This window comes from Candidatus Neomarinimicrobiota bacterium (assembly GCA_041862535.1).
Classification (GTDB): Bacteria; Fidelibacterota; Marinisomatia; order SCGC-AAA003-L08; family TS1B11.
The window spans coordinates 1-12,962 of the sequence record JBGVTM010000121.1; the positions used below are offsets into that span (position 1 = coordinate 1).

11 protein-coding genes are annotated in these 12,962 nt (G+C 56.9%); 3 read left to right on the forward strand and 8 right to left on the reverse strand.

The window, feature by feature from the left end:
* Together ACETWG_04530 and ACETWG_04535 are read right to left on the reverse strand one after the other, a co-directional pair.
* Positions 1-1,487 (reverse strand): hypothetical protein (locus tag ACETWG_04530; protein ID MFB0515857.1); only part of this gene is annotated, 1,487 nt, incomplete at its 3' end.
* A gap of 169 nt (positions 1,488-1,656) precedes the next feature.
* Entirely contained in the window at positions 1,657-4,851 is a 3,195-nt protein-coding gene (locus ACETWG_04535; GenBank protein ID MFB0515858.1) for a TonB-dependent receptor domain-containing protein, read from the reverse strand.
* 282 nt (positions 4,852-5,133) lie between these two features.
* Here ACETWG_04535 and ACETWG_04540 point away from each other — a divergent pair, with 282 nt between their 5' ends.
* The 3 genes from ACETWG_04540 to ACETWG_04550 are packed head-to-tail and all read left to right on the forward strand — an operon-like array spanning position 5,134 to position 8,063.
* A complete protein-coding gene (locus ACETWG_04540; GenBank protein ID MFB0515859.1) occupies positions 5,134-6,096 on the forward strand; it encodes an ROK family protein in 963 nt (320 codons plus the stop codon).
* 16 nt (positions 6,097-6,112) lie between these two features.
* A complete protein-coding gene (locus tag ACETWG_04545; protein MFB0515860.1) occupies positions 6,113-7,276 on the forward strand; it encodes a sugar MFS transporter in 1,164 nt (387 codons plus the stop codon).
* 25 nt (positions 7,277-7,301) lie between these two features.
* Complete coding sequence (locus ACETWG_04550; protein ID MFB0515861.1) at positions 7,302-8,063, forward strand: sugar isomerase domain-containing protein; 762 nt, start codon at positions 7,302-7,304, stop codon at positions 8,061-8,063.
* A gap of 38 nt (positions 8,064-8,101) precedes the next feature.
* Here ACETWG_04550 and ACETWG_04555 read toward each other — a convergent pair whose 3' ends face one another.
* The 6 genes from ACETWG_04555 to ACETWG_04580 form a co-directional block, all read right to left on the reverse strand.
* A complete protein-coding gene (locus ACETWG_04555; protein MFB0515862.1) occupies positions 8,102-9,376 on the reverse strand; it encodes an aminotransferase class V-fold PLP-dependent enzyme in 1,275 nt (424 codons plus the stop codon).
* A 60-nt stretch (positions 9,377-9,436) separates the two neighbouring features.
* Positions 9,437-9,991, reverse strand: coding sequence for a putative Fe-S cluster assembly protein SufT (sufT, locus tag ACETWG_04560; GenBank protein ID MFB0515863.1), 555 nt, complete (start codon positions 9,989-9,991; stop codon positions 9,437-9,439).
* Positions 9,992-10,012: 21 nt separating this feature from the next.
* Positions 10,013-10,456, reverse strand: coding sequence for a Fe-S cluster assembly sulfur transfer protein SufU (gene sufU, locus ACETWG_04565; GenBank protein MFB0515864.1), 444 nt, complete (start codon positions 10,454-10,456; stop codon positions 10,013-10,015).
* A gap of 30 nt (positions 10,457-10,486) precedes the next feature.
* The gene (sufD, locus tag ACETWG_04570) at positions 10,487-11,821 is read right to left on the reverse strand and encodes a Fe-S cluster assembly protein SufD (protein MFB0515865.1); all 1,335 of its coding nucleotides are present in this window, start codon (positions 11,819-11,821) and stop codon (positions 10,487-10,489) included.
* 6 nt (positions 11,822-11,827) lie between these two features.
* Positions 11,828-12,595, reverse strand: coding sequence for a Fe-S cluster assembly ATPase SufC (gene sufC, locus ACETWG_04575; protein MFB0515866.1), 768 nt, complete (start codon positions 12,593-12,595; stop codon positions 11,828-11,830).
* A gap of 46 nt (positions 12,596-12,641) precedes the next feature.
* Positions 12,642-12,962: SufD family Fe-S cluster assembly protein (locus ACETWG_04580; protein MFB0515867.1), on the reverse strand; the 321-nt coding region annotated here is incomplete at its 5' end.

A 12,962-nucleotide genomic window follows, 5' to 3' on the forward strand; every position in this document is an offset into this window, starting at 1 on the left:
CCGGTGTCGGGATCCTTGAAGTAATCAGCATCGGGATAAGACCAGGAGACAATATTTTGCCTGGGGCCACTCAGGACGCTTAGATCGGGTGGGGGCGGCGGATCGGGGATGTCCAGCCCGCGGTCCCAGGCCCAGTAGGCCCGGTCTAGCGCCTGGAACAGGGAATCCCTGCCGGTCAGGATAACGGCATTTTTAGCGCTATCAGAGATTTCGCCGGCGAACCATGCTTTGCCAACGCTATCGGCAGCTTGCCAGGAAAGGGAACCGACACCTATGGCATAAACGGCGTTGATTTCATCATAGCTGTCCGTGGCGCTGTCCTTGCGAAGCTGGTAGGGTCCAATGGTGACAAATCGCATGGGGCCTTTCTGGTAGCTATCAGGCGCCATCCATCCTTCGGTGATGGGATCCAGGGGAAAGCGTCCCCGCTTGTCGTTGCCGATGTAGGTGTTTCGCAAGCCCGGGTCGCGGCGGCCCCACAGGTCATCTAAAATAGTCGCGTGCGGCAAGGCGTAAGGTTGCGAAAGGTCATCGTCGGCTGGGTTAAAGCTATTCACCGCGCAATGCAGTAGAGCATAACCGGGGATCTGGGGCGCGAGCAGATTTCCAGTCTGGCGATCGGGATCACCGGAATCATCCAAGCTGCCGTTGGGATATCCCGCCGCTCCTTTAAACTTATAGTCCCAGTAATAAGCGACTTTGAGAGTATCACGAGCACGATCAGCTACCAGTTGGGACTCACGAGGAAACCAGCTATCGAGATCATCTTCTCCTTCAAAGGCAAAGCTGCCTTGCAGGACGGCATATTCACCGGCCTTGGAGGGGCCGAAGCTGAAAGCCAGGGGCCACCAGAGGCGAATGGTTTGATCGGGAAAGAAGTCATCCGGCCCGGGGTTCTGGATGGGCCGCTTGGTCTCACCGGTGAAACGGTAGGTGGCCTTCCAGATGAGGTAGTTATCGTGGTTGGGATTACTAAAGGCATACACCTCGATATGCGTTCGGAAACCCCAATAGGGCAGCACATCCTCCCAGATGGCGACCATATCAGCTTTCAAGGTGGGATCGGTTTCCCAGCGGTACTCACGGAACAGGGGCACCTCATCGACATATACTTCCGGCGGACGATAGCGGCGGATTTCCCACGAGAAATCGTTGATACCCGGGCTGATATATCCCATCTGAGTAAAAACCGGCGGGATGACCTGCCAAGCCCCATATTGATTGACGAATCCGCTGTCATCGTGGGCCACCGGATTAAAAATCTGGTAGAGCAGCTGCGAATGCCACTGGTCCTGCGGATAATACCACACTTCGGTCTGCTCCCGGTCGTTACCGGTAAGCATCCAGCTGTACTGGGTCGTGAACTGCCCTTCACCATTGATCTTTTTCATATCGAGGCGAATGGCATTCACGTTCAGAAACATGGGCGGGCCGTTGAAGTTTTTCTGGCCGTAGGCCCCTGGCCCTAAGACCAGGCATAAGAACACCAGCAAACCATTATTTAGCGACCTGTTATGACACAACATGTTTATTCCGTTATTCGATCCTTGTTGTCGGTACACCTTGGGAAATAGCATCGCGCCTCTTTCGGGATGAGCCAGGACTACCTTCGTCTCAATCGCGGCCTGATGGTCATGGGAATAAGCCGGCCCTGGTCTAGAAGTTGAAGCGCAGACCTAACAAGACCTGCCGGGGATTGGGGAACAGAGGTGCCGTGAACCAGCCCAGCTCGATATGTTCCTTATCCCATTCCCCCCATTTGTCATTGCCTTTCTCGGTACCTTCTTCGAAGGGGAATTTCAGGGAATCCTTATAGCGTTCGGCCTGGGCAGTGCTCATAGCCCCGACATACAGTCTCTTCTGATTAAAAAGATTTCTTACTGTGAGGACAATCTCCGTATTTACCCCGCCGATGTCCACCGCCTTGGAGGCCCGCAGGTCGGTGTTGGAGTAATCGACAACCGCCACTTTGGTCTCCACCCCGGTGATAGCGTCCCGGCGGGCCACATATTTACCGCCATCTCTCCATTCGAAGGTGGTGTTTACCAGGATACCAGCCAATGGTCGGAAACTCCCGAGCCCGGGCCCCCATTTCCGGGGCAGATGCAGGTTCAGGCTGAATATCGCTCGCGGTAAAGGATCCCAGGTAGTGATGTTCGGACTGCGTTCCTCTTCGCGGGCGGTGGTCCGGTTTTCAAAAACATGGGAAAGGCCGGACTGGCCGCGGCTCTTTACCAGGTACTCATAATTGCCCCAGAAGGTGATAAATCGCCCTATGTTTTTCTCCAACCGTAATTCGATGCCATCTATATCCGCATATCGGTCGGGGTAATACCGTGAGACCGCCATTTCCTCCCACCAGTCCACATAGGTGCGGTTGAGCGGTTCATTATCGATATCTTTATAAAAGAGGGTGATGTTGAATAGATAGTTGCGCAGGAAGCGCTGCTCATAGCCGAATTCATAGTGGACGGTGCGCTCCATGGTGAGATCGGTTGATGGTACGATCGCCCCGCCGGGAAAGACCGACTGGTTATAGAGGAAATTGATGTTGGGCCGTTGATAGAAATGCCCATAATTGAAGTACAACTTGCTGCTGGCCGAGATAGGGAAGGACACGCCCAGCCGCGGGGAAAGCTTGAACTGAACCCTATTTTTCATAGCCGGCCAACCGTTCGGTGCTGCCAGCGAATCACGGAAAGCAACCCACCGTTCCCAGGAGCCGAATTCACCCGGCAGGTATTCATAGGTCAGATTATAGAAGTCGGCATAGTCCTGGTCCAGGGGGTGTTCCACGACATAGCTCCCTTTATGCGGATTGAAGTACTCCGCCCGTACGCCGATATTGGCGATCATGCCCCGGAACTCCAGCTTGTCCTGAAGATAAGCGCCCAGGTCAACCGGCGTGGCGGTGTAATACTGCCAGATGTCCGGCGTCCAACTTTTTTCGGATTGAAGCCAGGTGCCCGCATTCACGGACATATGGTTATAGCGCAGATGGAAGCCCGTTTCGATCTCATGGTGCCGGCCAGCTTGCACGGTAAGGTCACCTTTCAGGCTCACGGTTCTGGTAGTGGATGAGTCGGCCGCCTGCAACCAGCCGTAGAGCTGGAAAAGGCCGGTGATATCCAGGAGGAAGTTGGTAGAGCCATTGGGAGTGCCGATTTCGGGATAGTTCAATACAGAAATGGTATCGAGGGTGGTTGGATCGACCCGTACCGTATCGACAATGACCCACGATTCAGGGTTGTCAGGATCGGCTGAGAAGGGATGGATTACATTGTCGCTGTAGGTGACCTGGAAGTCCAGGGTGTAGTAGGCCCTGGGACTGATGGAATGTGTCAGGTTAACACCACCCAGGAGATACCGGAGCGTAAGGAACTGCAGGCGGCTCTTGTTAAACATTTGCTCGAAGCCATATTGGCCTAGAATCTGGGCCTGTTGATTGACCGATTCGTAGGTATTGCTTAAGAAGTTGAAGCGGCTGGAGATGTCCATGAGGGCACCGCCGAAGCTTGAGCGCTGCCCGGCAGTCAGGGTATTGACTTCCGCATACATGATATTGGATGACAGCTTTAATGAAGGCCGCAGTCGGGAAGTGATTTTCAATTGCCCGTTCCAGTCGGTATAGGCATTAATCGGGCCGATTGGAAAAGCGAACTGGGTATTTTCATATTTGCCGCCTACCATAAAGGTGGACTTGCCCAGCAGCTCGCCGATGACGGGGAGGCTAGCCCCCGGCAGCGGGCCGGTGAGCGTGCCCTCGATAAACATATCGGGTTTGTTGGCAAAGGTGTACTGCGGGTGCTGTATTTGCCAGAGTTTGAGCTTCTGTTCGGGTGTTAACTTGGTCGGGGCCACGGTCAGCCCGATGGCCTCGAAGTTCAGTATCCGCTGTTCGCGGTAGGGCGCCATCCAGCCGTTGAATCCGGTCAGCTCCGGCGGCACCAGGGTATCCTCATCCGGAACGCCATGCCAGGCGTAGCCCGCCGCCGAGGTATCGGCGAACACACGGTAGACCCAGGATGAATCACTCCAGGGATTGTCTCCGAACCATTTCTTCTGATTACGGGGGGTGTAATCCACTTTGAGCGAGAAGCTGGTCTTTTCGCGGCTGCCCTCCTTGGTCACTACATTCACCAGGCCCGAGCGGAAACCCCCGTATTTGGCTTCAAAACCGCCGGTTAAGACCTGCAGCTCCTGGACGGAAGTAGAGTTAAGGGACAAGTAAGAGTTGTCTGTGCGGGGATCACGAATGGAAATCCCATCGATCCTCACATCGGTCTCGCGGATTCCGCCGCCCCGGATGCTCAAGCCGTGTCCTTCACTGGTGGCTACCAGCTCCACTCCCTTAATCTTATTTACAAATTCGTCGACCCTCAGAACCGGGGTCTGGGCGATGCGCTCGCTGCGGATGATCTCCTGAGTAGATGACACGTCCGCCTTGATTAATTCCGTCTCGGCTACCACCTCCACGGCCCCAATTTCCAATACCGTCGATTGCAGAGGGAAATCCACAACGATTGTGCGGTCAATATTTACCTGGACCTGGCTTTTGATCAGGGGCGTATAGCCCATCATGGTGGCCTTGATATCATAGGTGCCCGGGGTGATGTTCAACAGGACGTAGTAGCCTTCCGGGTCGGCGGCTGCGCCTTGCTTTATTTCAAGCTCGAGGGGCTTTCCGGCTTGCCAAACCCGCTCTATCGTGAGATTGGCGCCCGCCAGCGGCGCGCCCGTGTCCTGGTCATAAACCTGGCCAGCGATTTTTCCTTTCTGCCCATAGATACTAGTAGGCAGCAGCACAAAGATGAGATAGATCAACCCTGATCTAGCCAGCGAATGGTACATTACTGTTAGCTCCTGATGTCGATCAGACCAGAAAGGTGCTGAAGTTTAAACTTTGCTCAGAGGACATGCAATTCGGCGCAAATAAACCGTTGTAGTGTTAAGATACGCTCATATCATAATTTTAGAAAGAGAAAAGGCACCGGCTCCTTAGTCACGTGGTAGAGCCTGGAAGAAAGCAGCGTTGACCGGAGAGCCAGTTTTAGCCCGGACAAAGTGCTGCAGAGCGGAAGTCGGTTGGAGCTCTTTGGGTAAGTAAATCCGAATAAACTAGAGGTAGCCGTCATGGCAGTGATTGCAGTGGACCTGGGTGGGACGAAAGTCGCTGCTGCCGTCATCGATAAGGCCGGGAATATTCATCATAAAAACGTTGCTCTAATCGAGGGGCGGGAGGGGTCCGACGTAGGGGTTCTGATTCACGATCAGCTTAGATTGCTCTTGGCCCCGGGACGTCGTAAAAAGGGGGCTATTGAGGCAATTGGTGTCTCGGTTCCCGGCATCTATTACGCGCAAACCGGTCGCGTCTGGGCACCGAATATACCCGGATGGGAAAACTATCCTCTGTTGGCCGAACTCTCTTCAAAGCTGGAATCGGATAGCGTTCGGGTCACCATCGACAGCGATCGGGCCTGCTATATCCTGGGTGAAACGTGGTTGGGGGTGGCCCGGGATTGCCGGAATGCCATTTTCGTCGCGGTGGGTACCGGCATTGGAGCCGGGATCCTGGTGGACGGTCGCATCCTGCGGGGGCACAGCGACATCGCGGGGGCCATCGGCTGGCTGGCTCTGGAGCGGCCCTTCCGGGACGAATATGTCAGCTGCGGATGTTTTGAGTACCATGCTTCGGGGGAGGGTATCGCCAGGGTGACTCGCGCTCTTGCAGCGGATGAGGCCTATGCGTCCAGTCCTTTGCGGCGGCTGGCCCCGGAGGCCCTCACGGCGCAGCAGGTGTTCGAAGCTTACGCGAAAGGTGATGCTCTCGCCAGCCGGGTAGTGGATGAATGTGTGGAATTCTGGGGTATGGCCGCCGCAAATTTGGTCAGCCTGTTCAATCCCGAGAAGATTATTTTCGGCGGCGGCGTGTTCGGCCCGGCGGCCCAATTCATGGACCGAATCAGGGCGGCGGCGCGCCGGTGGGCCCAGCCCATCAGTATTCAGCAGGTCTCGATTGAGACCTCGGCCCTGGGTGGCGACGCCGGACTACTGGGAGCCGCCAGCCTGGCCTTACGCAGCATTCAAAACCTGTAAGGAGACTCAAGTCCCGATGTACAACCGTAGACTGGTTTTCACTTCCGCCTGCCTGGGACTATTGATCTTTGGCATCGTTATGACGGTCCTGGGGGCAATTCTGCCTTCTGTTCTGGCCAAGTTCGAGGTGACCAAGGCCGGCGCGGGCTCCCTGTTTCTGCTTATGAGCTTCGGAATCCTGTTGGGATCACTGGTGTTCGGGCCGATAGTCGATCGTTTCGGCTACCAATATCTGCTTATTGTCTGTGCCGTTCTGGTCTTGCTGGGTCTGGAAGGGGTCGCTTTCGCCCCCTCCTTTCAGCTGCTGCGCTTGGCGGTGTTGGTTGTGGGCATTGGTGGTGGAATCATTAATGGTGGGGGCAACGCCCTGGTGGCGGACATCAGCGAGGAGGGCCGCAGTGCCGGTCTGAGTCTGCTGGGTATGTTCTATGGCATCGGAGCCCTCGGTGTCCCCCTAATCCTGGGCTCGCTGCTGGACTTGCTCAGCTACGAAGTAATTCTGGCCGGGGTGGGGTTTTCGGTTGGGCTGCCCCTGATTTACTTCGCAGCCATTCGATTTCCGGCTCCCAAACAGGCCCAGGGGCTCCCGATCCGAAGCGGGGTGGGATTGCTGAAGGAGGTTACGCTGCTGCTGTTCGGCTTTATCCTGTTTTTTGAAAGTGGCATGGAGATGATGGTCGGTGGCTGGTCGGCCGCCTTTTTCAACGAGGAGCTGGGCATCGGTACCAGCCGAGCAGTGCTCTATCTCGCACTCTACTGGGTGGGCATGATCAGCGCGAGGCTGGTCCTGGGCGTAATTCTCAAACGGGTGTCCCCGGTCCCGGTCCTGCGGGTCTCATTAAGCATTGCGTTCGTGGGGTCGGTGATGATGCTGTTCTCGACGGGGATAGCGCTGGCCCTGCCGGGTTTGCTTCTGATCGGCGTCGGTTTCGGGGCGGGTTTCCCGGTCATCCTCGGCTATATCGGCGACCGCTACCCAACCTTATCCGGGACCGCCTTCAGCATCGCGTTTGTGATCGCACTGGTAGGGGGTATGCTGCTACCCTACCTGACCGGGATCATCGGGAACGCGGCCAGCTTACGCCTGGCATTGATCATCATACCTGCTTCGATCATCATTATGCAGATTATCTTCGGGGCCGTACTGCGAAGAGTATCAATTTTAGCGCCGAACTCTTAACCCATCCGTCTGAAAGGGGGTCGTTATGTCTGCGAAAGATTGGCTTACCAATGCCCGACAGGTGATGGATCGGATTGAAGCCACCCAGAGGGAGAACATCCGCCAGGCGGCGGAAGTCATGGCCGGCTCCATTCAAGCGCAGCGCTGGGTCCACACCTTCGGCTGCGGGCACGCCACCTTGCCGGTCGAGGAAATGTATCCGCGCATCGGCGGCTTCGTCGGCTTCCATCCCCTGATCGAACTGCCGCTGTCATTCTTCACCCACATCATCGGGGAAATGGGAATCCACCAATTTCTCTTTCTGGAACGGCTGGAAGGCTATGGTCAGGCGATTATGAAGAGCTACAGCTTCGATCCCCGGGATACCATGTGGATTTTTTCCCACTCGGGGATCAACAACCTCAATATCGATATCGCTCTGGAGGCTAAGCGGATAGGCATGAAGGTGGTGGCCACAGGATCAGCAGATGCATTCCAGGGTAAGCGCACCCGGCACTCTTCCGGCAAGCAGATCTTCGAGATCGCCGATATTGTCGTGGATACCTGCGTACCGGCGGAGGACGCCACCATCGCGCTGAAAAACCACCGGGACAAGGTCGGTCCCATCTCTACGATCGCCTTCACCTCGGCCGTCTGGATGATTATCACCACCGTCGCTGAACTGCTGGTGGAACGGGGCGAACACCTTTACATCCATCCCTCCCACAACATACCTGGTGATACCACCGCCCGCGAGCGCCTCGACGAGGCGTTGCGGGAGTATAAACGCAGGCTGGCCGGAGTTTAAGCGGGGCCTAAATGAGGGGAAGAGCCTACAGGATACCGCTAACGGCGGCTACCTAAAAACCGGGCGGCCTTGTCGATCCCTGCGGCCAGGCGGTCGATCTCGTCAGAGGTATTGTAGAAATAGAGGCTGGCCCGGGTAGTGGCGCTCACACCCAGCCGGCGCATCAGTGGCTGAGCGCAGTGGTGCCCGGCCCTAACGGCGATGCCCTCCTGATCCAGCAGCTGTGCCAGGTCATGGGGATGGATACCCTCCAGATTGAAGGGAATCGCCGAGTTGCTGGTCGGGGCGTGGCCGTAAATGGTGATCCCCGGCAGCGGGCCCAGAACCTGACGGGCATAGCGGGTGAGCTGGTTGCAGTAATCCGCGATAGCGTCCATGCCCAGGCGGTTGAGGTAATCGATGGCCGCACCCAGGCCAATAGCCTGGGCAACGTTAGGGGTCCCCGCCTCGAACTTCCAGGGAATCTCATTCCAGGTGGCGCCCTGCATGGTTACCATGCTGATCATTTCACCGCCCCCGAGGAACGGTTCCATGGATTCCAGAAGCGCCGTCCTGGCATAGAGCACACCTACGCCAGTGGGTCCAAGCATCTTGTGGCCGGAAAAGGCCAGAAAATCGCAGCCCAATTCCTGCACATCCACCCTGAAATGGGGCACACTCTGGGCCCCATCAACCAGGACGAGAGCGCCTGCTTCTTTAGCCTGCTGCGCAATCGCTTTAACCGGGTTCACTGTACCCAAGACGTTGGACTGGTGTACCACAGCTACAATTCTGGAGCGCTTGCTGAAATACTTTTCAGGAGCCTCAAGATCGAGAGTATAGTCATCGGCGATGGGGATGTAGCGCAGGATAGCGCCGGTGTCCCGGGCCAGCAGCTGCCAGGGGATAATGTTGCTGTGGTGCTCCATCTCGGTGATGAGGATTTCATCCCCGGGGCCGAGGTTGTGCCGTCCCCAGGCGTAGGCGATCAGGTTAATGGCTTCGGTAGCGCCCCGGGTAAACACGATGGAGCGCCAATCCTCGGCATTGATGAACTCGGCTACTTTTTGCCGGGCTGACTCGTAAGCTCTGGTAGCCCGCTCCCCGAGCTCGTAAATGGCGCGGTGGACGTTGGCGTTATCCCTTTCATAGTGCTGGGTGATGGCGGCTATGACCTGGCGCGGTTTCTGGGAGGTGGCGGCATTATCCAGATAGACCAGCGGTTTGCCACGCATATACTGCTTAAGGGCGGGGAAATCGTCCCGGATGCGTTCCAGCTCCCAGGGGGGTGTCGGCGGGCCTGGCTCGGTCAGCGCGGCGGTCTTCTCATTCATCAGGATTCGCTCAGGTGGCTGGCCGGGGACACTGCGGGCAGCATTGAATACTGTCGTAGCTTACAGTATGCCGAGCTGCAGCCGGGCCGCTTCGGACATCATATTCTGGTTCCACAGGGGCTCCCAGACCAGCGCCACGCTGGCTTCCGCCACTCCCGGCACTGCCAGAACCTTCCAGCGAACATCCTCGGCAATTATGGGACCCATACCGCAGCCGGGTGCGGTGAGGGTCATCTTGATCGCTACCCGTTGACCGGACCCATCTTCCATCGGGGTGATCCTCAAATCATAAATCAGGCCTAAATCCACGATATTCACGGGAATTTCGGGATCATAGCACATCTTCAACTGGTCCCATATCAGCTGCTTGTCAACCTCTCCGGCAGGGGCGGCACCGGCGTCTGCCTTACCCGCTGGAGTAACCTCCTTTCCCAGGGCATCCGCATCCATACCATCGATGCGAGCCAGATTGCCTGAGATGATGACGGTATAACTGCCTCCGAGGGCCTGGGTGATGATCACTTCCTGGCCCTTCTTCAAGGTGATCTGGTCGCCTGATGGGATGAGAACGCCCTCACAGTCGCGGCGCAGGGTAACAACTTCTCTGGTCTGCATGTCTTTACCTCAAAACCTTATTTATTCTGTCGAGATGATGCCTTGCCGTTCCTCAAGACTCGCCTCCATGGTGCGCCAAGGCAGCATGGCACATTTCACCCGCACGGGGTATTTATGAACGTCAGCCAGGGCCGCCAGCTTGCCCAGCTGCTCGGCGTCGACTTCACCGGTGGTCGCCATGCGATGAAAACGGTCGAGCAGCGCCAGGGCCTCGGCCCTGGTCTTACCCTTCAAAACCGTGGTCATGATGGAAGCCGAAGCCTTTGAGATCGCACATCCCGAACCCAGGAAACCGATGTCCCGGATAACGTCATCCTCGAGTTTAATGAACAAATTAATCTCATCACCGCAGAGGGGATTATCTCCGTGGGCCTCGCGATTGGCACCTTCCGGCTCGTGGAAATTCCGCGGATTCTGATTGTGATCCAGGATCAGCTGCTGATAGAGATCCCGGAGGTCATCCATTGGATATTACCCTCTTGCGATACAATAACATTATGCCTGCTCTGAAGGAACCCGCCCATTGGCGAGCCAGCCAGCAACCAGATTATTCACCGCTTGCCGGATAGTAGCGATCCTTATCATGGCGATAATCTCCTGGGTAAACCCATGGATCAGCAGGCTCTGAGCCGTCATCCGGTCGATGCCGCGGGAGAGTAAGTAGAAGATGGCCTCTTCATCAATCTGACCCACGGCTGCCCCATGGGTGCACTTCACATCGTCGGCATAAATTTCCAGCTGCGGATTGGTATTCACCAACGCCTTATCGGAGAACATCAGATTCTTATTGGACTGCGCGGCATTGGTCTTCTGCGCATGCGGATGGACCACAATCCGGCCGTTGAAGACCGCTCGGCCCTGGCCATCAAGAATGCCCTTATAATTTTCTATACTGGTGCAATGGGGTGCTACGTGGTCGATCCGGGTGTGGTTATCCACATGCTGGTGCCCCTTCACTAGATACAGCCCGTTCATGGCTATTTCAGCCCCCTCACCCTTCAGGACAGCGTTCACGTCGTTGCGGACCAGGCCGCCACTCAGGGTGACGGCATGGAGGGCCACCCGGCTGTCGGCTTCCTGGTGGGTGTGAACGGTGCCGACGTGACTGGCGTCGTCTGGCTCCTGCTGCACCCGAACATAGTCGATAACGGACCGGGCGCCCGCGACGATTTCGGTGACGGCGTTGGTGAAGGCCGGTCTGCCGGGATGTCCGGCGTAGTGCTCCAGCACCGTCAGCTGGCAGTTTTCGCCAGCCAGCACCAGGGTGCGGGGATGCGTACGGGTCGGCCTGCCGTCAGGTGCTGTAAAATGAATCACATGGATTGGCCGCTCCAGCACTGTGCCTGGTGGCACCCGAATAAAGATTCCATCCGAGAGAAAGGCCGTATTCAGGGCTACGAAGGCCTGTCTTTGGAAATCAGCATATTGCCCCAGGTGAGGAAGCACACTTTCAGGATAGTTGGCCAGGACTTCCGCCAGACCCCGGACCTCCACCTGCGGTGGCAGACCTTCCAGCCGCAGTAATTCCGGCCTGAACCGACCATCCGCCGCCACCACCTGCAGGCTGTTTTCAAGGCGGAAGGGTTCAATTATCGGAAGATCAACCGAACTGCCATCACCAGCCAGATGAAATCTGGTCCTGGTGATCGGCTCTACGCTGGTATTGCGCCACTCTTCCATGCGGGTGGTGGGGAAGCCCAGTTCCTCGAACCGATCCATGGCGGTCTGGCGCAGTTGGCGCACCGCTTCCGGCAGGTTTTTGGAAGCCTCCTGTTCCAGGTGATCGAAACTGGTGCGGTAGAAGTCGGTAATAGTGGCGATCGCTGTCACGGTTTCTCACATCCTTTTGATAGCCGCGGTCGCCTCCGCTTGAATCCAGCCGTAGCCCTTTTCTTCCAGCTGCTGCGCCAGTTCGGGACCGCCCGACCGGGCGATGCGGCCGTCAACCAGCACGTGGACCCGGTCCGGCTGGATATAGTTCAGAATGCGCTGGTAATGGGTGATGACCAGGAAGGCCCGCTCGGGACGGCGGAAGCGGTTCACCCCTTCCGCAATAATCTTCAAGGCGTCGATATCCAGGCCCGAATCGGTCTCGTCCAGGATGGCCAGCCGGGGTTCGAGGGTAAGCATCTGCAGGATCTCATTGCGCTTTTTCTCGCCGCCGGAGAAGCCCTCATTCACCGGGCGCTGCAGAAAGCTCTCATCGAGCTGCACCAGCTTGACCTTTTCCTTGATTAGCGCGAGAAAGTCCACCGCGTCGATCTCCTCCTCACCCCGGTATTTGCGCTGGGCGTTAACCGCCGCCTGCAGGAAATAAGTATTGTTGACCCCGGGAATAACCACCGGATACTGGAACGATAGGAAGATCCCTTCCCGGGAGCGCTCCTCCGGGCTCATCGCCAGCAGATTCCGCCCATTGTAGAGCACCTCGCCGGCGGTGACATCATAGATGTCCCGGCCCGCCAGCACCTGGGCGAAGGTACTCTTGCCCGAACCATTGGGACCCATGACGGCGTGGAGCTCCCCGGAATTAACCTTCAGGTCGATACCTTTGAGGATTTCATTCCCCTCAATGCTCACGTGCAAATTCTTGATTTCAAGCATTCCTAATTCTTTCTTTAACACAGTGGGTCCTCACACGATCAGTGGATTACCCGACGCTTCCCTCCAGGCTAACCTCCAGCAGCCTGCGGGCTTCCACGGCGAACTCCATCGGCAGCTTGCGGAAGACCTCCTTGCAGAAGCCGTTGACGATCATCGACACGGCATCCTCGGTGGAGATGCCCCGCTGCTGACAGTAAAAAATCTGATCCTCGCTTATTTTGGAGGTGGAGGCCTCGTGTTCCATATGGGCCGAGGAGTTGCGGACGTCGATGTAAGGGAAGGTGTGGGCACCGCATTTATCACCGATCAGCAGCGAATCGCACTGGGAGTAGTTGCGGGCGTTGGTGGCTCCGGGCATGATCCGCAC